We start from the raw sequence: 24,176 nt of genomic DNA, 5'->3' as shown, positions 1-24,176 counted from the left end.
ATGAAGTCAATCAAACAATTTATATATCTGGTTTTTGCTGTGATGTTTTCATATTCTTATGCACAACAAACACCAGCATCTCCTCAAAAAGAAGCAATTTCTATAAAAGGCGCAACTGCCTATATTGGTAACGGAAATCAAATTGAAAATTCTATTATCGTTTTTGAAAATGGGAAAATTACTTACGTCGGAACAGATCAATCTCAAGCAAAGGGAAAAGTGATCAATGCAGAAGGTAAAAATGTTTATCCAGGTTTTATCGCGCCTAATTCAACATTAGGTTTAGTTGAAGTTGATGCCGTCAGAGCTTCTGATGATGAGCGAGAGCTTGGTAAAATGTTACCACATGTCAGAAGTATCATTGCTTACAATACTGAAAGTAAACTTGTTGAAAGCATGCGCCCTAACGGCGTCTTGATGGGGCAAATCACGCCAAGAGGCGGCCGAATTTCAGGAACCTCTTCAATTGTACAATTTGATGCTTGGAACTGGGAAGATGCGATTATTAAAGAAAATGATGCTGTTCATGTGAATTGGCCTTCAGGTTTTTCAAGAAGTGGAAATTGGTATGATGCTGATCGTCGTTATGAGCAAAACAAAGATTACCAAAAAGAAGTTGACGAGCTCAAAACTTATTTTAAAAGTGCAAGTGTTTACAAAGAAACAAGTCAGGAAATTGATTTAGCAAAACGCGCAATGCAAGGCGTTTTTGATGGAAATAAAAATCTTTTTATTCACGTCAACGGTGAAAAGGAAATTAGAGATGTGATCAGTTTTCAGAAAGAAATTAATTTTAATAATCTGACAATTGTTGGTGGTTATCAGGCGCATCAATTAGCTGATGAACTAAAGGAAGCAGGTATTTCTGTATTAATTCAGCGTGTTCATTCTGTCCCAAATTTTGAGGATGACGATTATGATTTGCCTTATAAATTACCAAAAATTCTTCATGAAGCAGGTGTTTTGGTTGCTTTAGAAGGAAGCGGAGATATGGAGCGTCAAAACTCACGTAACCTTCCTTTTTATGCAGGAACTGCTGTGGCTTACGGTCTTGATAAAAATGAAGCTTTAAAAATGATCACATTAAACACAGCTAAAATTTTAGGAATTGATGATCAAGTTGGAAGTTTGGAAGTCGGTAAGGATGCAACGCTTTTTATCAGTGAAGGTGATGCGCTTGAAATGCGTGGCAATAAATTGATGAAGGCTTTTATACAGGGAAGAGATATAAGTTTAGAGTCTCATCAAACTGAACTTTACAAGCGTTATTCTGAAAAATACGAAAACGAATAGTTTCTTTAAGAAAAAATGATTTTAAAACTGCCTTAATATTTTTAAGGCAGTTTTTTTATGTGATATCTAAAAAGCAAAATTGATGATCCCAAGATTGTTTTTCTTCTTTAAAACAATCATCTTTTTCATCTTCGTTGGCTTGATAGTTTTTCTGTACTTTCCCTAAAACTTCAAACGTGACGGGGTTTTTAAAAAGAGATCCATCAAAAACAAAAGTGTGAAACTCTCCATTTTCACCACAAGGGTCAACATTGTCTGGTAAATCTTTTAAGAAATTGTGATCGATGATTCTTCCACAAAAATCATCATCTAAATAAGCTGAATTTGTACAAACAACAATTGCTTTGTAACCTAATTCAATAAATTCTTTGATGAGTTTTGATGTGTTTTTCTTCCATAAAGGAAATAAAGTTTGAATACCCGAGCCTTTAAATTCTTTTTCACGATAAGCCTTCAAATCTTCTAATAAAATGTCTCCAAAAACTGATGTTTTGTAGCCTTGATGAAGAAGATCCGTGACTTCTTTATGCATCACTTTATTATATTCAGTCAACGATAATTGCCCGTTTAAAGGAATTTGATGAAGCTTCATTTGCAAGGCTTCAGTTTGTTTTTCTAAAAGTGAAATGGGTAAGCCATGCATGCTGACTCGGTCAACTTCAGAATTAATTGTACTGACCAATAAATCTGGGCAATTTGCTGTATTCTGTAACTTATGTAAAGCCAGCATTGCATCTTTACCAGAACTCCAGTTGAGGTAAGTTTTATGCATTTTCTTGGTTTAAAAAACTTTGAATAGCAAGCTCATAACTTTGCATGCCAAAACCAAAAATACAGCCTTTAACAACAGGTGATAAATATGATTTTTTTCTAAAATCTTCTCTGGCATGCGTGTTCGAAATATGAATTTCCACAACAGGAATATCAATAGCTGCAATGGCATCAGCAATAGCAATTGAAGTATGCGTGTATGCCGCAGCGTTGATGATGATACCGTCGGCTTTTGCGTTTTGGATTTTGGTGATCAGATCACTTTCTGAATTAGATTGAAAATATGATAATTCAACTTTTCTAAATTTAAATTGTAGTTCTGTAAAAAAGCTTTTAAAACTTTTTTTACCATAAATTTTAGGTTCTCTTTTTCCTAATAAGTTTAAATTTGGTCCGTTGATAATATGTAATTTCATAAACTAAGCTTAGATCAGCTAAATTACAAAAAATTAAGACACAGCATGCATTGGCAATCGGCAATCAATTCTTTTAAAAATTATTTGAAAATCGAGAGAGGTTTGCTTGAAAATACTGTCAATTCTTATATTCTTGATGTTGAAAAATTAGTAAAATATTTAGCAATAAATAAAATTGAAGTCGGTCCCAAAAAGATTTCAACAGAAGATTTACGATCTTTTATTTATGAACTCTCAAAGGTGGTTAACGAGCGCACACAAGCTCGAATTTTATCTGGCTTGCGTAGCTTTTTTGACTTTTTGGTTTTTGATGAAGTGAGAGACGACAATCCTGTTTTATTGATAGAATCGCCTAAAATTGGAAGGAAACTACCAGACACTTTAAGTGTCGAAGAAATTGATGAAATTGTTGCTGCAATTGATTTGTCACACCCGCAAGGTCAGCGTAACAAAACGATTATTGAGATGCTTTACGGTTGTGGTTTGCGTGTTTCTGAATTGATTAATTTACGCTTGTCAGATTTGTTTTTTGACGAAGGATTTATCTCAATTGTCGGAAAAGGGGAGAAGCAGAGGTTTGTTCCTCTAAATGATTACACACAGCATTTGATAGAAATCTACATTAACGATGTAAGGCGATTGGGTGAAATCGCAAATGGATTTGAAGACGTTTTGTTTTTAAACAGACGAGGAAAACAACTCACACGTGCCATGATTTTTACAATTGTTAGAAAATTTTCAGAAGAAGCAAATCTTGACAAAAAAATAAGTCCACATACTTTTAGACATTCTTATGCAACACATTTGTTAGAGAATGGTGCCGATTTAAGAGCGATACAACAAATACTTGGCCATGAAAGCATCACAACAACTGAAGTTTATATACATTTGAATCAGACTCATTTGCGTGTCACAATTGAGCAATTTCATCCACGTGCGTAAAAAAAGAACAAAATTTATTTGAAACTCATAAAAATTAATATATTCAACCAAACCTAAATTAATTTATGGAAATTCCATTACTCAAGGAGATTGTTGTTGTACTTGGCATCTCAATTTTTATTATTCTCGGCTTTCAGAAGTTAAAATTACCTTCTATTCTGGGTTTTTTATTAGCGGGAATAATTGTAGGACCAAGTGCTTTTAATTTATTGAGTTCTTATCACGAAGTTGAGTTACTCTCCGAAATAGGAATTATTTTTCTACTTTTTGTGATCGGTATTGAGTTGTCCTTTAGTGGGTTAATGAAAATGCGACGGATTGTTTTTCTGGGCGGTGGCGTTCAAGTGATTGGTACAATTTTATTGACAAGCTTAGTGGTTTATGCTTTCGGTATCAGTTATAATACAGCTATTTTTATTGGATTTCTGATTGCTTTGAGCTCAACAGCAATTGTGTTGAAAATGCTTCAGGAACGTGGTGAAATCTCACAATCTCATGGACGTTTAGCTCTAGGAATCTTGATTTTTCAAGATATCATCGTTGTGCCTATGATGCTGTTAACACCGATTTTGGCGGGAAAATCTGATGATGTCACGATGACAATCATCATTTTAATTGCAAAATTAGTCGGCCTTGGTGTCGTTGTCTGGATTCTCCAAAAATATATTGTTCCACAGGTTTTTAAAATGGTCGTTAAAGCCAAAAATCGTGAACTTTTTATATTGACAACAATTGTCTTTTGTTTTGCAATTGCCTGGCTAACTTCAGCAGTAGGACTCTCGCTTGCTTTAGGTGCTTTCTTTGCAGGTTTAATTATCTCTGAATCTGAATACAGCCATCAGGCGACTGCAAATGTTTTACCTTTTAGAGAAATATTTATCAGTTTCTTCTTTATTTCAGTAGGTTCACTTTTAGATTTAAGTTTCTTCGCTGAAAATGTTCTTTATATTCTAGCTTTTGTCCTGATTGTTTTGCTCGTAAAAATGATTATTATTTTTGTGACTTCAGCTGTTTTAAAGTTGAATGTCAAAACAGCAATGATGACGGCTTTAGCTGTTTTTCAAGTTGGGGAATTTTCATTATTACTTTCGACAGTTGGTGTTCAAAATGATTTATTGACGCAAGATATGTATCAGTATTTTTTGGCCGTTTCAATCATGACGATGGCACTCACACCGTTTTTTATACAAAAATCTGATGCGCTAACAGCTTACTTTTTAAAAGTTCCATTGCCGAAACGTGTGAGAGCTCGTATCAAAGCACAGAAAATGGCTTTGAGTTCTAATGAAGAAGATCAAGATGACAATTGGGATGATCACGTTGTCATTATAGGTTATGGTATTAATGGTAAAAATATTGCTCGCGTAACGCGATCAACAGGTATTCCTTATGTGATTGTTGAAATTGATTACGATGAAATTCAAGAAGCAAAACGCCGAAATCATCCTGTGGTTTATGGAGACGCGTCTGAACCAGAAATTTTGAAATATATCAATATTCAGAAGGCGAGAACAGCCGTGATTGCGATTTCTGATCCTAATGCAACAAAGAAAATTATATCTACCATTCGTTTGTTTTCACAAACTGTGCACACCATTGTGAGAACACGATACGTAAAGGAAATAGAAGAAAATATGAAATTGGGTGCAGACGAGGTTATTCCTGAAGAATTTGAAACTTCTATTGAAATTTTTACACGTGTTTTAAAACAATATATGATTACGCATGATGAGATCAACAGAATTGTTTCAAACATCAGATCCTCAGACTATGAAATGTTGACTAGTGTGAAACCTTTTTCTGCAAAAGGTGCCTTTGAGCAACTTAATATTCCAAACAAAGAAGTTGCTTCACTGCATGTGCAACACAAGGATAATGATATCGTAGGCAAATCATTAATTGAATCACAGCTTTCGCAAAAATATAATTTAGTTGTATTGGGCATCAAACGCGGACGCTACTACAAATCAGAAATAAAACCAACATCTAAAATTGAAGTTGATGATATCATCTATATCTTTGGTGCACCAAAAGACATCAACGCGTTGAATAAGGTGATTAAAATTTAAATAAAATAAAAAAAGAAATGATGTATAAAAGAATTTCAGCACTTGTCATCTCAAGCTTACTCTTTGTGGCGTGTGGCGTTCAGCCTAATGCTTCAAAAGGAATAGAAGTTTCGATTGACTTAACAGATGTCGATCAAGATATGTTAACCGTCACACATAATCCGGGAAAAATTAAAACAGAAAGTATCAAGTTTTATATTCCTAAAACAGTTCCTGGAACTTATGATCTTAGTGATTATGGACAGTTTGTGCAAGAAATGGTCGCTTACGATTATGAAGGCAAAACAATGCCTGTTGTTCAAAATGATGAAAATACATGGACGATTAATAATGCAACAGAACTTGACAAAATTTCATATAAAGTTAATGACACTTACGATATCGATGATGAAGGCGGTGTTTTTTCTCCAGCTGGGACAAATATTGAAGAAGGCGAAAATTACATGCTGAATTTACATGGCTTTGTCGGCTATTTTGAAGGACATCAAGAAGAAAATCATCAATTAAAAATTACAAGACCACTTGATTTTAAAAGTGCATCTTCATTGCAAATCGCAAGTCGTGACACTATTGATCAAAAAGTCACAGATGCTTATATGACTTCGCGTTATTTCGGATTGATTGACAACCCAATTATGTATGGTAAATTGAGTAAAACGACTTTTGATATCCAAGATATGGTGGTTGAATTAAGCGTTTATTCGCCTAATAATAAATACACAGCTGAAGATTTAAAACCAAGTATGGAGAAAATGGTGCAAGCGCAGAAATCTTTTTTAGGAAAGATAGATAACACGCCGCTCTACTCAATTATCCTGTATTTATCAGATATGGAAAAAACTGACGCAACAGGTTTTGGAGCGCTTGAGCATCACACATCGACAACAGTGGTTTTGCCGGAAATGATGTCTCTTGAGCAGTTAGAAGAATCGATGACGGATGTTGTGTCACATGAGTTTTTTCACATTATCACACCATTAAATCTTCAGTCGGAAGAAGTACATTTTTTTGATTATAATACACCTAAAATGTCTCAGCATTTATGGTTATATGAAGGTGTGACTGAATATTTTGCAAATTTATTTCAGGTCAATCAAGGTTTGATTACTGAACAAGAATTTTATGATCGTATGGCAGAAAAAATTCAAACATCACAAGGATTTAATGATGAAATGCCAATGACTGAGTTAAGCGAAAATATTTTGTCAGAAGATTACAAAGATCAATATTACAATGTTTACCTTAAAGGTGCTTTAATCGGAATGACGCTTGATATCAGGTTGCGTGAATTGAGTGATGGCGATCAAGGTATTTTGAAAACTTTAAAAACATTAATTGATAAATACGGAAAAAATAAACCATTTCAAGATGATGAATTGATTTCAGAAATTGTGAAGGCAACCTACCCAGAAATTCAGAATTATTTTGATACATATATCACAGGTTCGACGCCAATACCTTATGAGGAATTTTTAAATAAAGTTGGTCTAGAATACATTCAAAAACAAAAGCAAACAGAGTTTTTTATTGATGGTGAAACGCCTTTTATTGACGTTAACACTAAGAATAATAAAATTTTCTTTAGAAAGGCTTACCCTTTACACTCTACTTTTAAAGAATTGGGTGTAAAACCAGGTGATTACATCAAAAGCGTGAACGGCACAGAATATAAGCTGCATAATGTTCGTGCAATGATTAGTGCATCTTTTAGATGGAATTCTGGTGACGACTTAACAATGGTTGTTGAAAGAGATGGTAAAGAAATTAAACTTGAAGGTAAAGTTTCAAGACCGACAACAACAAGTTTTGAAATAGAAGCTAAGGATGTTCCTAAAGATTCTGCGGCTTACAGACTAAGAGAAGCATGGTTGAAATCTTAAGATTTATCAATCAAATCAATTCATAATTATTAATGAAGAATGGGTAAAGGGCTCAAAAGTTACTTTTTAGAGAAGACATCAAAGAAAAATTTGAAAAATCAGAAATCAGAACGTAAATCTGATCGTGTTGCTATTTTGTTTCATCTCAGTGATTATTCTTCAAATGAATTATCGCAGTGTTTTCAAAATAATTTTAAAGAATTTAAAAACTATCAATTGGATTTAATTGCTTTTTCAGATGAAAATCAAGATAAATCAGCAGATGGCTTGCATGTTTTTTCAAAAAAAGATTTTAATTTTTTTTCAAAACCAAAGTCAGAAGAACTAAAAGGCTTTTATGGTCAAACTTATCAGTTGATTTTTAATCTATTTGATGAGGAATCTGTTTATTTGCAATTGATGAATTCATGTTTAAAAGCAAATTTTCAAGTCGGAATTTCAGACTTAGAACAAAATCAAATGCTTATCAGGGTTTCATCTAAAGAACCTCAGGAGTTCTTTAGTGAAGCTTCAAAATATTTAAAACAAATCGATTATGGATCTTAATCAATTTAAAGGAACTGGTGTTGCGCTTGTAACGCCTTTTACTAAAGATAAAAAAGTTGATGTTGAAGCCTTAAAAAAATTGATCAATTACCAAATAGATAATGGTATAGATTATATTGTGGCTTTAGGGACAACGGCTGAAAGTGCAACGCTTTCAATGGAAGAAAAGGAGCTTGTTAAAAAAATAATTCGCGAAGAAAACAATGGCAGATTACCCTTAATGTTAGGTGTCGGAATCAATAACACAGCAGAATTGATTAAAACCTATCAACGTGAAAATTTTGATGGTTTTGACGCAATTTTATCGGTTTCTCCATTTTATAACAAACCCACTCAAGAAGGGATTTATCAACATTTTGCAGCTTTAGCAAAAGCATCTGATTTACCTATTATTCTTTATAACGTACCAGGTCGAACAGGATCAAATATGCAGCCAGAAACAGTCGTGCGCCTAGCTGAAGATTTTGACAATATTATCGGTATCAAAGAAGCAGCAGGCGATATGAATCAGGCGATGACTTTAATAAGAGACACGCCAAAAGATTTCTTGGTGATTTCTGGTGATGATATGATTGCTTTGCCAATGGTTTTAGCAGGAGGAGCAGGCGTTATTTCAGTGATGGCTGAAGGTTTTCCAAAAGAATTTTCTAAAATGATGAATTTCGGTTTATCAAGAAAAGTTGATGAAGCTTTTGCTTTACAATATAAATTGATGAAAGGCATTGACTTGATTTTTGAAGAAGGAAATCCAGCGGGAATCAAAGCGGTTTTTGAGGCTAAGTCACTTTGTGAAGCTGATGTTCGCTTGCCTTTAGTGGAAGCAACAGCTGGATTAAAATCTAAATTATCAGATTTTATTAACACATTAAAATAAGCTTAAAAAAATTGCGTTTTTTTAATAAGATTATAATCAGTAATTTTGCAAAATATTTATTCTCTATGAGGTACGTTACAGTTTTATTATTGTCATTAATTCTTTTCAGCTCTTGCAGTGAGTATCAAAAGGTACTTAAAGCTGAAGAAGTTGGCCCGAAATATGAAATGGCAAAAGAATTATATGAAAAAGGTGTTGAAACAGGCAAAAATCGCTACTTCAATAAATCGATGCGTTTGTTTGATCAAATTTTACCACAATACAGAGGTAAACCTCAAGGTGAAACTGTGACTTATATGAATGCAAACGCTTATTATTTAAGTGGAGATTATTTTACAGCGGCGCATTTATTTGAAAGGTTTACGCAATCATACCCAACAAGTCAAAAATCTGAAGAAGCACTCTTTAAGTCGGCTAAAAGTTACTATGAAGTTTCACCAGTTTATAGTTTAGATCAATCTCAGAGCTTAAAAGCTTTGGCTAAACTGCAAATATATATTGACACTTATACTGAAGGTGAACATTTTGATGAGGCGAATGTTTTGGTAGCTGAGTTACAAGAAAAAATAGACAGAAAGTATTATGAAATTGCAAAACAATATCATCATACTGAGCGTTATAAAGCTGCAATTGAAGCTTTAGATAATTATATTCTTGATTACCCTGGAACTAATTATAAAGAGAAAGCTTACTTTTACAAATATGAATCTGCTTACCTTTTAGCAATTAATAGTTTAAGAGTTTTAGTAGAAGAAAGATTAGAAGAAGCAAAAAATTACGGAGAAGATTATTTAAGATATTACCCTGAAGGAGAGTTTGCAGAAGAAGCTCAAACGTATTTTGACGATATCAATAAAAGATTAAAAGAAAAAGCATATGAAAACTAATATTAAAGATTCTAAAGCGCCAACGAGTACAGAAACTATCGATAAGAATAAAATCGATGCGCCTACTGATAATATTTACGAGGCAATCTCAATCATCGCAAAGCGTTCTAGTCAGATTAATTCTGATATGAAAAAAGAGCTACTTGAAAAGCTTGATGAGTTTGCAACATACAATGAAAGTTTAGAAGAAATATTTGAAAACAAAGAGCAAATCGAGGTTTCTAAGTTTTATGAAAGATTGCCTAAACCACATGCTTTAGCTTTACAAGAGTGGTTAGAAGATAAAATCTACTACAGAAATACTAAAGAAAACGAAGAAGCATAATGCAAGTTTTGAGCGGCAAGAAAATATTAGTCGGCATCACAGCTGGTATTGCCGCTTACAAATCTGCTTTTTTAGTTAGATTATTAAAAAAAAATGGTGCAGACGTCAAAGTCATTTTGACACCTGATGCACTAGATTTTGTAACCCCGCTTACTTTATCAACACTTTCAGGACATCCTGTTTATCATCAATTGGCTGATGATGAAGGAAACTGGACAAATCATGTTGATTTAGGTTTGTGGGCTGATTTGTTTATAATCGCTCCAGCCACTGCAAATACCTTGTCTAAAATGGCAAATGGCACAGCAAATAATCTTTTGTTGACAACATATCTTTCGGCAAAATGTCCAGTTTATTTTGCGCCAGCAATGGATTTAGATATGTATAAGCATCGCAGTACAAAACAAAGCATCGATCAGTTGATCAAATTTGGAAACAAATTTATTAAACCAGGAGTAGGAGAATTAGCAAGTGGATTATCTGGAGAAGGCCGAATGGCTGAACCAGAAGAGATTCTTGAATTCGTCAGTCAAGATTTACTATCTCAATTACCTTTACATGGAAAACGCGTTTTAATCACTGCTGGGCCAACTTATGAAGCTATTGATCCAGTTCGGTTTATAGGAAATCGATCTAGTGGAAAAATGGGTTATGCTTTAGCTAAAGAAGCTTTAAGATTAGGCGCTGATGTTGTTTTGATTTCTGGGCCAACATATTTGACTATTTCTCATCCTCACCTCAAACTTATTAATGTGAGATCTACCGAAGAAATGTTTCAGGCTGTACAAAAAGAATTTAGCTCTGCTGATGTCATCATTTCTTCTGCAGCGGTTTCTGACTATAAACCCAAACACCAAGCTGATCAGAAAATTAAAAAGTCAAATGAAACAATGACTTTAGAGTTAGAGAAAACTCAAGATATTTTGAAATATATCGGAGAGCATAAAACCGATCAATATCTTGTGGGCTTTGCTTTAGAAACTGAAAATGCTGAAGTACATGCAAAAGCTAAAATCGAAAAGAAAAATCTTGATGTTATTGTTTTAAATCAACTTAATGCTTCTAATCAAGTTTTTGGTTCAGACTTTAATCAAGTAAGTTTACTGACAAAAAATGAACAGCTTGACTTTGATGCAAAACCCAAAAATGAAGTTGCTCAAGATATTTTTAAATTTATCTCATCAAATATTTTATCATGAAAAACCTATTTATTATTGCTTTTTGTTTTGTAGTTCAAATTGGTTTTTCACAAGAAATCAATGCTGAAGTTACCATTGATGCTAAGCAAACAGGACAAACCCAGTTAAGCGTTTTTAAAACATTGGAAACCGAATTGACTGAGTTCATCAATAGAAACTCATGGACAAATCAAGATTTAGAGTCTCACCAAAAGATTGATATTAGTTTCTTTATCATGGTGCAAGATTTAAAGGAAAATAACTTCAGAGCAACATTACAAATCCAAGCTTCTCGACCTATTTTTGGAACCGATCAGGTTTCTTCATTAATGAATTACAAGGATTCTGATTTTAACTTTCAATACAACGAATACCAAGCGCTCAACTTTTCATCAACGAGTTATCAGAATAATTTAGTTTCGACAATTTCCTATTATGTTTATGCCATTTTAGGATTGGATGCCGATAGCTTTGAAGAAAAAGGTGGAACAGATTATTATGAAACAGCTAACCAAATTGCGAATTTTTCACAACAAAGAGGAACAGGTTGGGATGCTTCATCAGGAAATAACTCTCGTGTCAATCTGATTAGAGAACTCATCTCTGCAAATTACGCTAATTTTAGATCAGCATATTACCGCTATCACCGTCAAGGTTTAGACCAGTTTTATATGGATTCTGAAAAAGCAAAATCTGAAATTACCGAAAGCTTAAAAGAGATTTCAGCATTATCTAAATCCAGATCTAGTTCAACAGTCATTAGAGGATTTTTTGATGCAAAAGCAAATGAAATTTTACAAATCTACAGCGGTGGTAATGACGAAAACCATGCTGAAATTAAAAAATTACTTCTAAGTATTTCTCCAGTTCACAGTCGTTCTTGGCGACAAATCAAATCTTAATCAAAAGCTTGATTATTCCGCAAGTTTCGTAAATTTACAGCAAAATTAAAGACTTTGCTGAACAAACTAAATATCCGAAATTTTGCACTCATTGAAGATGTTCAACTTAACATCAATAAAGGCTTTACCGTAATTACAGGAGAAACTGGCGCAGGTAAATCAATTTTACTTGGTGCCATTAGTTTACTTTTGGGAAAAAGGGCAGATTTAAGCACAGTTCGTGATGCGTCTAAAAAATGTGTTATTGAAGCTGAGTTTAATATATCTGATTATCAACTTCAAGCAATTTTTGAAGAACTGGACATCGATTATGATGATAGCACGATTATCCGTCGAGAGATATTACCATCAGGAAAATCAAGATCTTTTGTCAATGATACCCCAGTTCGTTTAGCCCAAATTTCACAATTAGGTCAGCATCTTATCGATATTCACAGTCAGCATCAAACATTGAGTATTGGAGAAGAAGATTTTCAATATTTTATATTAGACACGATTGCTTCAACAGATGTTCAAAAGAAAAAATATCAAGATTCTTATTACCAATTAGCAGAATTAAAAAAAGAACTTCATGATTTAGAAGAACAACAACGTCAAGCTTCCGCAGCTTATGATTATAATTTGTTTTTATACAATGAATTAGATGAAGCCAAACTCAAAGCAGGAGAGCAAGCTAATCTAGAAAAGCTTAAAGCTAAACTCGATAATGTTGAAGTTCTTCAAGAAAGTTTGTCGGATAGTTTGCAAACATTGACTCATGAAGATGTGGGAGCTTTAGGGCAATTAAGACAAAGCGCGACTTCATTAAAAAATGCTGCTAAATATGATGAGAAAATGGCAGGCTTTTCAGAAAGGTTAGAAAGTGTTTTGATTGAAGTTGAAGATTTGACAAGTGACCTTGAACGAGAGTTTGAAAATGTTGAAAATGATCCAGAGCTAAAAACTCAAGTTGATGATAAATTGGAAGCAATTTATCATTTGCAAAACAAGCATCAAGTTCAAACAATAGAAGAGCTCTTAGATATTCAGTCTCGATTAGAGAAAGAGATTGAGAATTCAGATAATGCACAATCTAATCAAGATGCGATAAAGAAGAAGATTTTTGAAGAAGAAGAAAAGTTAAAAAAATCAGCTCAGGTCTTATTTAAAAACCGAAACAAAGTCGTTAAAATTATCAGTGAGCACGTTGAGTTGATGTTGAAAAATCTTGGTATTCAAGATGCTCAACTTAAAATATCAGGAATTTTCGATAAAAATTACACAGCTCAGGGAGGCGATAAGTTTGAATGGTTGTTTACAGCAAATAAAGGACAAGAACTAAAGGCGATTAAAAAAGTTGCTTCAGGAGGAGAAATGTCAAGAATTACTTTAGCTATTAAATATTTATTATCTCAACACTTAAAATTGCCAAGTTTAATTTTTGATGAAATAGATACAGGTGTTTCAGGTGAAATCGCAGAAAAAATGGGAGACGTCATGCTTGATATGTCTGAAAATATGCAGGTGATATCTATCACACACTTACCACAAATTGCAGCGAAAGGAAAAACACATTTAAGAGTGTTTAAAGAAGTTGTGAATCAGAAAACACAATCACAAATATCAGTTTTATCGACTAAAGAACGCGTTGATGAGTTGGCCGAAATGCTTGGAAGCAAAGATTCTGAATCAGCAGTTTCGCATGCAAAATCTTTGTTAGATCAATAAATGTTATAAATTTACAAATCAAAATATCAATCACATGTCATACAATTTATTAAAAGGAAAAAGAGGAATTATTTTTGGTGCATTAGATGAAAATTCTATCGCATGGAAAACAGCAGAACGTGTTCATGAAGAAGGCGGAACTTTTGTGTTGTCAAATGCGCCAATAGCGATGCGTATGGGGTCAATCAAAGACCTAGCTGAAAAAACAAATTCTGAAATAATTGCAGCTGATGCAACTAATATTGAAGATCTTGAAAAGTTAGTTGATCAGGCGACAGAAATTTTAGGAGGTAAAATAGATTTCGTATTGCACTCAATCGGTATGTCTATTAATGTGAGAAAAGGAAGGCATTACACAAATCAAAATTACGATTGGACGCACAAAGGTATGGACGTTTCTGCCTTATCATTTCATAAAGTCATGCAAGTTTTAAAAGAAAAAGATGCGATGAATGAGTGGGGAAGCATTGTTGCTTTAACGTATATGGCTGCACAACGTGTTTTTCCTGATTATAATGATATGGCTGATAATAAAGCTTATTTAGAATCTATTGCACGTAGTTTTGGTTATTTCTTTGGTAAAGACAATAAAGTAAGAGTAAACACGATTTCTCAATCTCCAACTCCAACAACAGCAGGAAAAGGAGTGAAAGGTTTTGAGGCTTTTATTAATTACGCAGATAAAATGTCACCTCTAGGAAATGCAACAGCTCTTGAATGTGCAGATTACACAATTAGTTTATTTTCTGACTTAACAAAAAAAGTGACATTACAGAACCTTTATCATGATGGAGGTTTCTCTAATGTTGGCGTGAGTCAAGATGTTATTGAGAAATTTGAATAATAACACTTATTATAAATATTTATATTTCTAAAAACGCTTTCGGGCGTTTTTTTTATTTAAAAAACTCTTAATTATTAATTAATTTTATATATTCGTTAACATTAAACAATTATAAAATATAACGAATTATGAAAAGAATTACTTTAATGCTCGCTTTTCTGTTTGCCATATCGTGGCATAGTGAAGCAGCGCTATTTACTTCAGAGAGTTTTGACTCTGAAAAATTGAGCACATTGGACATGAATCCTTTTGACTCTTTCGAAGCCTTTCAGGCAAATTGTACATCCCCGCAAGCAACAACTTCTATAGATGAAGATTGTGTCAATGGTGTTTATACAATTAATGTTGATGTAACCGACATGGGTGATGCAACAAGTTTGACAATTACTAATGACTTAGGTGCGCCTAGCATTCCTGTAACATCAACTGGAGTTGTTTCATTTGGACCAATCCCTGTAGGAACTGTTATTAATCTAGTTTTAGAACATGACGGAGATTCTGATTGTCATTTGGACTTAGGTTCATTTAAAGACACATGTCCTGCACCCAATGACACTTTAGTAGGAGCAATTCCTATCACACCTTCAGCTCCAGGGACAGGTTGTGATACGCCAACATTTTCTCATGATTATGGAGATGGATCTGTAACTGATAGTGGTTTAGATGGATCTTGTGATGGATCAAGTACAGGACTTGATTTATTTTATTCTTGGACAGCAACATCACCAGCTTTAATCTGGAATGATGGTGATAGTAACCCAGGAATTATAATTCGTCAGCCAGACGGGACAGAAATTACATGTGAATCTACTTATGCTTCAGATGATACAGTTTTGTCGGGCTGGAATATAGGTGATGATCTTATAATACAAATTTATGATTTTGGTACAGCTGCTGAGTTAGTTTCTTTTTGTTTAGAAGAATTAACTTGTCCAGCTCCGTCAGATTTGGTTGCTTCAAATATTACAACAACAGTAGCAGATTTAAGTTGGACTTCAAACGGAGGTGAAACAGAATGGACTGTTATTTATGGTGATGAAGGTTTTGATCCTTTAACTGAAGGAACAAGCATTGAAGATAATGATGGAACATTAGGAGTAACAATTACAGGTCTTACAGCATCTTCATCTTACGAGTTTTATGTGAAAGCTAATTGTGGGCCAAGTGACGAAAGTAATTGGACTGGTCCTTTTGGTTTTGCAACACTTTGTCCTGCAAATTCATCTTTTCCTTTAACACAAAATTTTGATGGAAACTGGTCAGGCTCACCTGAAGCACCTTTGTGTTGGTCAGTCATTAATAATGATAATGATTCATATACATGGACAAAATCTGCTAGTTACATCACGCCACGTTCAGGAAGTAGTACAGCACATGGTATGGGTAATGAAGATGATTATTTGATTTCGCCTGCTTTAGATTTTTCGGCAACTAACGATATGCAAATCAGATGGTATGATGTTGTTGAAAGTTCTTCTCAAAATAACACCTATGATGTTCTTGTTTCAACGACAAATACAGATGTAGCGAGTTTTACGGATAATCTAGGGACTTTTGATGTCACAAATACTGAATGGGAAGAGCATATTCTTGATTTATCAGCTTATACTGGTCAAACGATTTATGTTGCTTTTCATCAAACACAATCAGGTTCTACAGTATATGGATTTGGTATTGACGATGTAACAATCGAAGAAATACCATCTTGTTTAATGCCTGAAAATGTAGCTGTATCTGCACCAACTACAACTTCTATGGATTTATCATGGGATGAAGAACCTGGTGCTACAGATGGTTATGTGCTTTATGCTTTTGCTGAAGGTGCTGACCCTTATTCTGACACACCTGAAGCAACTGAAACGGTTGCCGCAGGAGAAACAACTGGAACTATTTCAGGGTTAAATCCATCAACTATTTATAACTTTTATGTCGTTTCTGACTGTGGTACTGAAGGAACAAGTTCTTTTTCAGAGCCAGTAGTTGTCGCTTCTACTGTTTGTGATGCTACAAATATTCCATTTGTTCAAGATTTTGAATCTGTAACAACTCCAGATCTACCAAATTGTGGTACACTTGAAACAATAGGAGATAGTAATGACTGGAAGACTGATACTGAGACAAGTTATGGTTTTAATGGTAATGTATTAGAGTATTCATATACTTATAGTTCAGATGCTAATACTTGGTATTTTACACAAGGCTTGAATTTGCAAGCTGGTATAGACTATGAAATTTCTTATCAATATGGTAATAACTCCACGTCTTATACTGAAAAATTAAAAGTAGCCTACGGAACTTCTCCAGAAGCTGCTAGTATGACAGAAAATTTAAATGATCATACAATTACTCTAAGTGGTTCTGAAATTGCTGAAGTTGCTTTTACAGTTCCTGCAGACGGCGTTTATTATTTTGGTTTTCAGGCGTATTCAGTTTCAGGCCAATATTATTTGTATGTTGACGATATCCAAATTGATTTAGCACCGGCTTGTGTTAAGCCTTCAAATTTAATAGCTTCAAATGTAAATGGTAATTCATTTGATTTAGATTGGAATGCTATATCTACAGAAACTGACGGTTACGAATGGTTTGTAATGGCTTCAGGAGAAAATCCTGATGTTGATACACCTATTCAAACAGGAACAACTGGAACAGGTGTAACAACAGTTAGTATTACTGGTTTGTCAGAAACAACAACTTATGATGTTTACGTGAGAACAGATTGTGGTGTTGAAGGAATGAGTGATTACTCTGATACTTTAACAGTAGAAACAACTGTAACTTGTGCAGCACCAACAGATTTAGCACTTAATGAAACAAATGTTACATCTACGTCAGCTGAATTCACTTGGACAGTATCTGCTTCTGAAGAATTGGGTTACGACTGGGTTGTTATGGCAGAAGGAGAAGATCCTGCAGTTGACACACCAATAGAGTCTGGAACAACAAATCCAGGAGATACAGCTGTGACCGTGACTGGATTAACAGCAGCGACAGTTTATGATTTTTATATTTTATCAAACTGTGATGCGAATGGTTTAAGTGATTATGAAGGTCCAGAAAGTTTTCAAACGGCTTGTGAAACTTTTGTACCTGATTATTTAGAAGATTTTTCAGATTTTCTACCTGTGTGTTGGGAAGAAGCTGAAGATGGTGATTTTGTAACAGGGCCAGCAAGTTATGGTTCAGGCGCATGGACATCTGATGGTTTTTTAAACAATGGATCTTCAGGGGCTGCACGAATTAACTTATATACTGATACACGTAAAGAGTGGTTAATTTCACCAGCATTTGATTTGTCAGCTGATGGTTATGAAGTTGTTTTCGATATTGGTATTACAGCTTTTAGTGGTTCAGCAGATATAGATATGGGTTCTGATGATGAGGTTTTTGTGCTTTATTCAACAGACGGAACTACGTGGATTGAGCTACAATCATGGGAAGCAGGAAGTGAACCCTCAAATGCAGGAGAAACAGTTACAATTGACTTAACAGGAACGACAGGTTCAAATGTTCAGTTTGCATTTTATGCAACAGATGGTTCGGTTGATGATTCGGAAGATTACAACATTTACATTGATAACTTTAAAGTAAGAACACCATTGACGTGTTCTGAAATAACAGACTTATCGGTTGACAATATCAGTTCAACAGAAGCAGAATTGAGTTGGACAGATAATGTAGAGACAATCAATGGTTACGAATGGTATGTGATGGTAGAAGGAGAAGACCCTACAGTTGATACACCAGTTGCAACAGGAACAACTGCAGCAGGAGTTTCTACAGTTACAGTAACAGGACTATCTGTTGATACGGATTATGATGCTTATGTTAGAGGAGATTGTGATGCAGATGGCTTAAGCCCATTATCAGCACCAGTTAATTTCAAAACTAATATTGCAGCAGTTATCGTAACACCTGGCACAACTGAGTCTGGAACATACTGCTATGAAAATAGTGATTTTAAAGAATGGTTGTTTGAGTCATCAGATGGTTCTACTTTGACAATTGAGTTTATTCAAGGAACACTTGAAACTAACTTTAGTGGAGGGACTTGGGATGATTTAATGATTTACGATGGTTCAGATGATACAGGAGTTGTACTTTATGATTCAGATAATCCAACCACAACAGCAGGTGAGCTGGCAGGATTAATCTTTACTGCTCAGTCAGGAATGATGTACATCACATTAGATGCTGATGGATTAAATTCATGTTCGTCAGGAAGTGAAACAGAAATCATCTTTAATGTAGATGCAGATGTGACAACAGGAAATCAAGATTTCTTTAGTGACGCAAACTTTACTTACTATCCTAACCCAGTACAATCAAGCTTTGAGATTAACTCAACTTACGAGTTAGAACAAGTTGTGATTTACAATATGTTAGGGCAAGAGGTAAGAAATATCTCGCCACAGTCAACTGATGTTAGTTTTGACTTAAGTGATGTTCAGGCTGGTGTTTATTTAGTAAAAGCAACAGTTGAAGGACAAACACAAACATTTAGATTGATTAAAAAATAAGTTTTAAACTTTATTTAATAGATAAACCCAGGGCGAAAGTTCTGGGTTTTTTGCTGGAAAGACTTTGCTTAAATTCTCATTAATTAATCTATTTTTGCGGCATGGAGATTTATTTTTCATTTATTATTCCTGTTTATAATCGACCTCAAGAAATTGATGAGTTACTGCATAGTTTTCAATCATTAGATTATCATAAAGCTTATGAAATTGTTATTGTTGAAGATGGCTCTGAGCAAACTTCTGAGGTTGTCATTGATTCTTATAAAAATCAGCTTAACATCAGTTATTTTAAGAAAGGAAATACTGGACCAGGCGATTCTAGAAACTTCGGAATGCAACGCGCTAAGGGGAACTATTATATTATTTTAGATAGTGATGTGATTCTTCCTTCTTATTATTTAAAAAGCATTGAAACTTCTTTAAATAGTAATTATTTGGATTGTTTTGGAGGTGCTGATCGTGCGCATAATTCTTTCTCAAACATTCAGAAAGCGATAGATTTCTCAATGACTTCATTAATCACGACAGGCGGAATAAGAGGTCGTAAAAATGCAAATAAATCATACGAGCCGCGAAGTTTTAATATGGGAATCTCGCAAAAAGCTTTTCAAAAGTCAGGCGGATTCGGTCAAATTCACCCTGGAGAAGATCCTGATTTATCTATACGTTTAAAAAAAATGAATTTCAAATTAGGATTTATCCCTAATGCTTACTTGTATCATAAAAGACGTATTGATTTTAATAAATTTTACAATCAAGTTAAAAAATTTGGTTTGGTCAGGCCTATTTTAATCAAAAGATTTCCTGAAACACAAAAAATAACATTCTTCTTTCCAAGTGTTTTTATTCTTGGATTTATAGTCTCGCTGATGCTTTCATTCGTTGGCTTACCTTATTTCATTTGGCTTTACTTGATCTATTTTCTCATCGCCTTTGTTTCGGCTTTTATAAAATATAAATCTTTCAATGTTGCTTTTTATAGCATTATTGCTATTTTTATTCAGTTTTCAGGTTATGGTTTTGCATTTTTGCAGAGTTATTATCATTGTATCTTAACAGACAAAAACCCTCAAAAGAAATATCCATTTTTATTTTTTACTAAATGAAGAAAATAAATATCAAAAAAATCTTTCAAAATAGTAACAAAGCTTTTTTGTTTATTCTGATATCAACAAGCCTTATATGGTTTATATTGAAGTTATCAAAAACATACACTGATACAATTGAATTTAATTATGAATTAAAAAATCTACCCAAAAATAAAATAATTAAGAAATCGAATAATGAGATCATTAAGGTACAACTTGAAGCCACAGGAATTAAGTTTATCAGTTTTAGCTTATTTGAAAAAACTATTTTGATAGATTTTAATCAGTTAGAGCAAGTTGATGATAATTATTATTTAGCAAATGAGCGTATCAAATCCGTCGTACAAGAAAATTTAGAATTGCCTAATGGAAGTTTTGATATCAAAACCAAAGACATCAACATCAGCACTTACAAGCTTTATTCTAAAAAAGTGGGAATTCAATCTCGTATCAACATTGATTTCGCAACTGGGTACGATTCTGTTGCTGATTTTCAGTTTACACCTGACAGTTTGACGATCTACGGAAACCAAACTGTTTTAGATACAATTCATTCTGTATCAACACAGCAAAAAACAGTTCATAAAGTCAAAGAATCTCTTGAAGATCGCATTGCGATTGACTTAAGTCAACTTGATATTCATGATATTTCTCAAAAAGAAGTTGATTACAAATTGAAAGTCGCCAAATACACTGAGAAAAAAATCAAGCTTCCAATTGATGTGATCAATGTACCTGATAATATGAAGCTATCTATTTTTCCTAAGGAAATTCAGATGAATATAGAGGTCGAACTTCAGCATTATGATGATATTACCAATAAAGATTTTCGTCTTATTTGTGATTATAAGAAACGCGAAAAAGACGATAATGTCTTGACACCTTATCTTGATATGAAACCTAAACATATCAAAAACATACGTTTTAATACTTCAAAAGTTAATTATTTAATCAGGGAATGAAAAAAATTGGTTTAACAGGAGGAATTGGCAGTGGTAAATCAACTGTTGCAGCACTTTTTAAGGAAAAGGGAGTTCCTGTTTTTATAGCCGATGTTGAAGCAAAAAAGCTTTTTGAAGAAGAAGAAGTTGTCAACGAAATTAAAGAATGTTTTGGAAGCAGTGTGATTTCAAAGAACAGCATCGACAGAAAAGCTTTAGGTCAGATTGTTTTTTCAGATTCTGAAGAACTCAAGAAGCTCAACAACATAATTCATCCTAAAGTTCATCAAGCTTTTGAAAATTGGTTTTCTCAGCAAAAATCACCTTACATTATTTATGAAGCAGCAATTATTTTTGAACATAACAGGCAATCATTTTTTGATAAAACACTTTTAGTGACAGCACCAAAAGCATTACGTATCGAAAGAGTGATGAAGCGAGATTCAGTCACTGAAGATGAGGTTTTAAAAAGAATGAATAACCAATGGCCTGAGCTTCGAAAAAAAGAATTGGCAGATTACACTTTGGATAATGTTAAGATTGATAAGACTAAACACCAAGTTAACAAGTATGATAAAATTTTTCGTGGTATTTGAAACATATCTTGCAAAGCCATGTTAACTTTTGGTTAAACGCTAAGTTCTGCAAATGTTAAAACAATAATTTTGCGGACATGAATACAAGGTTGTTTAGAATTTTAATTATTGCAATGACGCTTGCCCTCATCGGGATTATTTTTGTTCAAGGCTATTGGATCAAAAGTAATGTCGAAAACAATGAAGAGCAATTTTCTATTGCAGCCAAGCAAATGCTGGTCAATGTTGTTAGTGATATTGAAGATCGTGAGATCAATAAATATTATTTTGAACTTGCAAGCATCGCGGATTCTACAAAACCGATGACCAAACAATTAAGTGAACTGTTTCAGGTTAAGAAAGATGATGCTTCAAGCGAATATTTTGTCTATTCTAACAGCTTGATTCAAGAAGAATATAAGATTTCATCTCAATTTCTGGCAGATGAAGAGGATTCAGTTTCTTTTAAAAAAATTACTTCAAAAAAATTAGCCACTAAAATTTCTCGTAATGAATCTGATGAAATTGATGGATTAGGCTTATCAGCGCAAGAGCGTTATCAACGCATCAACCGTATTGAGGATGCTGAACGTTTTTTATTACTTGATGTTGTCAAAGAAATGGCATCTCAATTACCAATTCATAAACGTATTGACACTACTGAAGTGAGAGGGATTATCGATTCTTATATCTCAAAATTAGATATCAATTCTGATTACGAGTTTGGTATTTTCAGTAATGGTTTAAACACAAGAATTCGCTCTGCGGATTTTAAACTAAACTCACCATCGACATACGGTATTCCTGTTTTTAAATACAATAATAACACATCGAGTTATCAACTTTTTATCAATTTCCAAGATAAGAAAAAAGCGATTTTATCGTCCATTCTTTTAATGGCAATCTTATCAGGCTCTTTTACTATTATTATTGTTTTTGTGTTTGCGACAGCCATTAATCAATTGATAAAACAAAGACAAATATCTCAGATCAAGTCAGATTTTATCAATAATATGACACACGAATTTAAAACGCCAATCGCAACAATTAATTTGGCTTTAGATTCGGTGAAAAATCCTAAAATTTCTGAAAAACCAGAAATGGTTGCTCGATATTTAGAGATGATTCGTGAAGAGAATAAGCGTATGCATGCTCAGGTAGAAAATGTTTTGCGTATTTCTAAACTTGAGAAAAATGAATTAGATATCAAGAAGGAAAAAGCATCTCTGCATGAAATAGTTGATGCTGCAGTGAAACATGTGAGTTTAATAGTCGATGATAGGGGAGGTTATATTAAAACAAATTATGCTGCAAAAGATTGTACAATTTTAGCAAATAACTCACATTTTGTTAACGTTATAGTTAATATACTCGATAATGCAATCAAATATTCTCCAGAACCACCGAAAATTGATATTTTTACAGAAGTTGTTAAGAACTATATCGTTTTAAGTGTGAAAGATCAAGGAGACGGAATGGGTAAAACAACACAGAAAAAAATATTTCAAAAATTTTATCGCGAACATACTGGCGATGTTCATAATGTGAAAGGTCACGGTTTAGGTCTTGCCTATGTAAAGCAAATTGTTGATGACCACCACGGTGAAGTGAGTGTGGAAAGCGAGAAGAATCAAGGAACAACATTTATAATAAAATTACCATTAATATCATAAAACTATGGAAACTGAAAACAAAAAGATTTTACTTGTCGAAGATGATCCAAACTTTGGTATTGTTTTAAAAGATTATTTAGCAATGAATGATTTTGACGTAACACATGCCAAAAATGGAATGGAAGGTTTCGAGAAATTTAAAAAAGGTACTTACGATCTATGTATATTAGATGTCATGATGCCTTATAAAGATGGGTTTACTTTAGCAAAAGAAATCCGTGGCAAAAATGAAGATATTCCTATCATCTTTTTAACTGCAAAAGCAATGAAAGAAGATGTTTTGAAAGGATATAAAGTAGGTGCAGATGATTATTTAAATAAACCATTTGACAGTGAGGTTCTCTTGATGAAAATCAAAGCAATCATGCAACGTAAGTCAAGTGACAGCTTAGCGGATAGCAAGCAGTTTGAGTTTATTATCGGAAACTTCCACCTAAATTCTAAGCTTCGCTTCTTAACTTACAAAGAAGAAGAACCTATAAAGTTATCTCCGAAAGAAAACGAGTTGTTAAGATTGCTTGCATTACATGAAAATGATTTAATGCCACGTGAACTTGCTTTAACTAAGATTTGGAGAGATGATAACTATTTTACTTCTCGTAGTATGGATGTCTATATCGCTAAACTTAGAAAGTACTTGAAGAAAGATGATTTAGTTGAAATCCTAAACATTCACGGTGAAGGATTCCGTTTAGTTGTTAAAGACGAAAGTGGAAAGAGCACATATTAAAAAATAGGATAAATT

General features: G+C 33.6%; 20 protein-coding genes. 18 read left to right on the top strand and 2 right to left on the bottom strand.

Features of this window, described 5'->3' with window-relative positions; all coding sequences use genetic code 11:
• Nucleotides 1-1,293 (top strand): amidohydrolase family protein, encoded by a 1,293-nt coding sequence (locus tag BLV84_RS03690; RefSeq protein ID WP_093239680.1) that lies wholly within the window; start codon nucleotides 1-3, stop codon nucleotides 1,291-1,293.
• A gap of 55 nt (nucleotides 1,294-1,348) precedes the next feature.
• Here BLV84_RS03690 and BLV84_RS03685 read toward each other — a convergent pair whose 3' ends face one another.
• Both BLV84_RS03685 and aroQ read right to left on the bottom strand, forming a co-directional pair.
• Nucleotides 1,349-2,065 carry a Dph6-related ATP pyrophosphatase gene (locus BLV84_RS03685; RefSeq protein ID WP_093239677.1) on the bottom strand — a complete coding sequence of 239 codons (717 nt, stop codon included), beginning with the start codon at nucleotides 2,063-2,065 and terminating at the stop codon, nucleotides 1,349-1,351.
• A complete protein-coding gene (gene aroQ, locus BLV84_RS03680; RefSeq protein WP_093239674.1) occupies nucleotides 2,058-2,480 on the bottom strand; it encodes a type II 3-dehydroquinate dehydratase in 423 nt (140 codons plus the stop codon). Before aroQ ends, BLV84_RS03685 begins: the two co-directional genes overlap by 8 nt.
• A 45-nt stretch (nucleotides 2,481-2,525) precedes the next feature.
• Here aroQ and xerA point away from each other — a divergent pair, with 45 nt between their 5' ends.
• The 17 genes from xerA (at nucleotide 2,526) to BLV84_RS03595 (ending at nucleotide 24,161) form a co-directional block, all read left to right on the top strand.
• Nucleotides 2,526-3,422 carry a site-specific tyrosine recombinase/integron integrase gene (gene xerA, locus BLV84_RS03675; protein ID WP_093239672.1) on the top strand — a complete coding sequence of 299 codons (897 nt, stop codon included), beginning with the start codon at nucleotides 2,526-2,528 and terminating at the stop codon, nucleotides 3,420-3,422.
• A gap of 65 nt (nucleotides 3,423-3,487) precedes the next feature.
• Nucleotides 3,488-5,491, top strand: a complete 2,004-nt coding sequence (locus BLV84_RS03670; RefSeq protein WP_093239670.1) for a monovalent cation:proton antiporter family protein — start codon at nucleotides 3,488-3,490, stop codon at nucleotides 5,489-5,491.
• Nucleotides 5,492-5,511: 20 nt separating this feature from the next.
• Nucleotides 5,512-7,371, top strand: coding sequence for a M61 family metallopeptidase (locus BLV84_RS03665; RefSeq protein WP_093239668.1), 1,860 nt, complete (start codon nucleotides 5,512-5,514; stop codon nucleotides 7,369-7,371).
• Between the two features lie 39 nt (nucleotides 7,372-7,410).
• Nucleotides 7,411-7,917: a DUF6913 domain-containing protein gene (locus BLV84_RS03660; RefSeq protein ID WP_093239666.1), complete on the top strand. Its 507-nt coding sequence runs from the start codon at nucleotides 7,411-7,413 to the stop codon at nucleotides 7,915-7,917.
• Nucleotides 7,907-8,791 carry a 4-hydroxy-tetrahydrodipicolinate synthase gene (dapA, locus tag BLV84_RS03655; protein ID WP_093239664.1) on the top strand — a complete coding sequence of 295 codons (885 nt, stop codon included), beginning with the start codon at nucleotides 7,907-7,909 and terminating at the stop codon, nucleotides 8,789-8,791. Before BLV84_RS03660 ends, dapA begins: the two co-directional genes overlap by 11 nt.
• A gap of 65 nt (nucleotides 8,792-8,856) precedes the next feature.
• Complete coding sequence (locus BLV84_RS03650; protein WP_093239662.1) at nucleotides 8,857-9,678, top strand: outer membrane protein assembly factor BamD; 822 nt, start codon at nucleotides 8,857-8,859, stop codon at nucleotides 9,676-9,678.
• Nucleotides 9,668-10,003: a DNA-directed RNA polymerase subunit omega gene (locus BLV84_RS03645; RefSeq protein ID WP_093239660.1), complete on the top strand. Its 336-nt coding sequence runs from the start codon at nucleotides 9,668-9,670 to the stop codon at nucleotides 10,001-10,003. The genes BLV84_RS03650 and BLV84_RS03645 overlap by 11 nt, the downstream gene beginning before the upstream one ends.
• Complete coding sequence (coaBC, locus tag BLV84_RS03640; protein WP_093239658.1) at nucleotides 10,003-11,202, top strand: bifunctional phosphopantothenoylcysteine decarboxylase/phosphopantothenate--cysteine ligase CoaBC; 1,200 nt, start codon at nucleotides 10,003-10,005, stop codon at nucleotides 11,200-11,202. Before BLV84_RS03645 ends, coaBC begins: the two co-directional genes overlap by 1 nt.
• The gene (porD, locus tag BLV84_RS03635) at nucleotides 11,199-12,083 is read left to right on the top strand and encodes a type IX secretion system protein PorD (RefSeq protein WP_093239656.1); all 885 of its coding nucleotides are present in this window, start codon (nucleotides 11,199-11,201) and stop codon (nucleotides 12,081-12,083) included. Before coaBC ends, porD begins: the two co-directional genes overlap by 4 nt.
• A 54-nt stretch (nucleotides 12,084-12,137) precedes the next feature.
• The gene (gene recN, locus BLV84_RS03630) at nucleotides 12,138-13,790 is read left to right on the top strand and encodes a DNA repair protein RecN (protein ID WP_093239654.1); all 1,653 of its coding nucleotides are present in this window, start codon (nucleotides 12,138-12,140) and stop codon (nucleotides 13,788-13,790) included.
• Between the two features lie 34 nt (nucleotides 13,791-13,824).
• Complete coding sequence (locus BLV84_RS03625; protein WP_093239652.1) at nucleotides 13,825-14,634, top strand: enoyl-ACP reductase FabI; 810 nt, start codon at nucleotides 13,825-13,827, stop codon at nucleotides 14,632-14,634.
• Nucleotides 14,635-14,762: 128 nt separating this feature from the next.
• Nucleotides 14,763-19,154, top strand: coding sequence for a fibronectin type III domain-containing protein (locus BLV84_RS03620; protein ID WP_093239650.1), 4,392 nt, complete (start codon nucleotides 14,763-14,765; stop codon nucleotides 19,152-19,154).
• 101 nt (nucleotides 19,155-19,255) lie between these two features.
• Nucleotides 19,256-20,260 (top strand): glycosyltransferase family 2 protein, encoded by a 1,005-nt coding sequence (locus BLV84_RS03615; RefSeq protein WP_093239648.1) that lies wholly within the window; start codon nucleotides 19,256-19,258, stop codon nucleotides 20,258-20,260.
• 86 nt (nucleotides 20,261-20,346) lie between these two features.
• A complete protein-coding gene (locus tag BLV84_RS03610; RefSeq protein ID WP_143521315.1) occupies nucleotides 20,347-21,204 on the top strand; it encodes a YbbR-like domain-containing protein in 858 nt (285 codons plus the stop codon).
• The gene (gene coaE, locus BLV84_RS03605; RefSeq protein WP_093239644.1) at nucleotides 21,201-21,779 is read left to right on the top strand and encodes a dephospho-CoA kinase; all 579 of its coding nucleotides are present in this window, start codon (nucleotides 21,201-21,203) and stop codon (nucleotides 21,777-21,779) included. Before BLV84_RS03610 ends, coaE begins: the two co-directional genes overlap by 4 nt.
• A gap of 77 nt (nucleotides 21,780-21,856) precedes the next feature.
• Nucleotides 21,857-23,431: a sensor histidine kinase gene (locus BLV84_RS03600; RefSeq protein WP_093239642.1), complete on the top strand. Its 1,575-nt coding sequence runs from the start codon at nucleotides 21,857-21,859 to the stop codon at nucleotides 23,429-23,431.
• Between the two features lie 4 nt (nucleotides 23,432-23,435).
• On the top strand, nucleotides 23,436-24,161 hold the full coding sequence (locus BLV84_RS03595; RefSeq protein WP_093239640.1) for a response regulator transcription factor: 726 nt from the start codon (nucleotides 23,436-23,438) through the stop codon (nucleotides 24,159-24,161).
• Nucleotides 24,162-24,176: the final 15 nt, after the last annotated feature.

The organism is Psychroflexus halocasei (assembly GCF_900107595.1).
Classification (GTDB): Bacteria; Bacteroidota; Bacteroidia; order Flavobacteriales; family Flavobacteriaceae; genus Psychroflexus; species Psychroflexus halocasei.
This window is presented reverse-complemented; position numbering and strand designations above follow the sequence as displayed.

Bases quoted from the DNA above. Each gene is read 5' to 3' on its own strand.
- dapA (WP_093239664.1), top strand. From the start codon at position 7,907: ATGGATCTTAATCAATTTAAAGGAACTGGTGTTGCGCTTGTAACGCCT.
- aroQ (WP_093239674.1), bottom strand. From the start codon at position 2,480: ATGAAATTACATATTATCAACGGACCAAATTTAAACTTATTAGGAAAA.
- BLV84_RS03685 (WP_093239677.1), bottom strand. From the start codon at position 2,065: ATGCATAAAACTTACCTCAACTGGAGTTCTGGTAAAGATGCAATGCTG.
- coaBC (WP_093239658.1), top strand. From the start codon at position 10,003: ATGCAAGTTTTGAGCGGCAAGAAAATATTAGTCGGCATCACAGCTGGT.
- BLV84_RS03595 (WP_093239640.1), top strand. From the start codon at position 23,436: ATGGAAACTGAAAACAAAAAGATTTTACTTGTCGAAGATGATCCAAAC.
- BLV84_RS03625 (WP_093239652.1), top strand. From the start codon at position 13,825: ATGTCATACAATTTATTAAAAGGAAAAAGAGGAATTATTTTTGGTGCA.
- BLV84_RS03660 (WP_093239666.1), top strand. From the start codon at position 7,411: ATGGGTAAAGGGCTCAAAAGTTACTTTTTAGAGAAGACATCAAAGAAA.
- coaE (WP_093239644.1), top strand. From the start codon at position 21,201: ATGAAAAAAATTGGTTTAACAGGAGGAATTGGCAGTGGTAAATCAACT.
- BLV84_RS03645 (WP_093239660.1), top strand. From the start codon at position 9,668: ATGAAAACTAATATTAAAGATTCTAAAGCGCCAACGAGTACAGAAACT.
- BLV84_RS03650 (WP_093239662.1), top strand. From the start codon at position 8,857: ATGAGGTACGTTACAGTTTTATTATTGTCATTAATTCTTTTCAGCTCT.
- BLV84_RS03600 (WP_093239642.1), top strand. From the start codon at position 21,857: ATGAATACAAGGTTGTTTAGAATTTTAATTATTGCAATGACGCTTGCC.
- xerA (WP_093239672.1), top strand. From the start codon at position 2,526: ATGCATTGGCAATCGGCAATCAATTCTTTTAAAAATTATTTGAAAATC.
- BLV84_RS03620 (WP_093239650.1), top strand. From the start codon at position 14,763: ATGAAAAGAATTACTTTAATGCTCGCTTTTCTGTTTGCCATATCGTGG.
- BLV84_RS03665 (WP_093239668.1), top strand. From the start codon at position 5,512: ATGTATAAAAGAATTTCAGCACTTGTCATCTCAAGCTTACTCTTTGTG.
- BLV84_RS03670 (WP_093239670.1), top strand. From the start codon at position 3,488: ATGGAAATTCCATTACTCAAGGAGATTGTTGTTGTACTTGGCATCTCA.
- porD (WP_093239656.1), top strand. From the start codon at position 11,199: ATGAAAAACCTATTTATTATTGCTTTTTGTTTTGTAGTTCAAATTGGT.
- BLV84_RS03690 (WP_093239680.1), top strand. From the start codon at position 1: ATGAAGTCAATCAAACAATTTATATATCTGGTTTTTGCTGTGATGTTT.
- BLV84_RS03615 (WP_093239648.1), top strand. From the start codon at position 19,256: ATGGAGATTTATTTTTCATTTATTATTCCTGTTTATAATCGACCTCAA.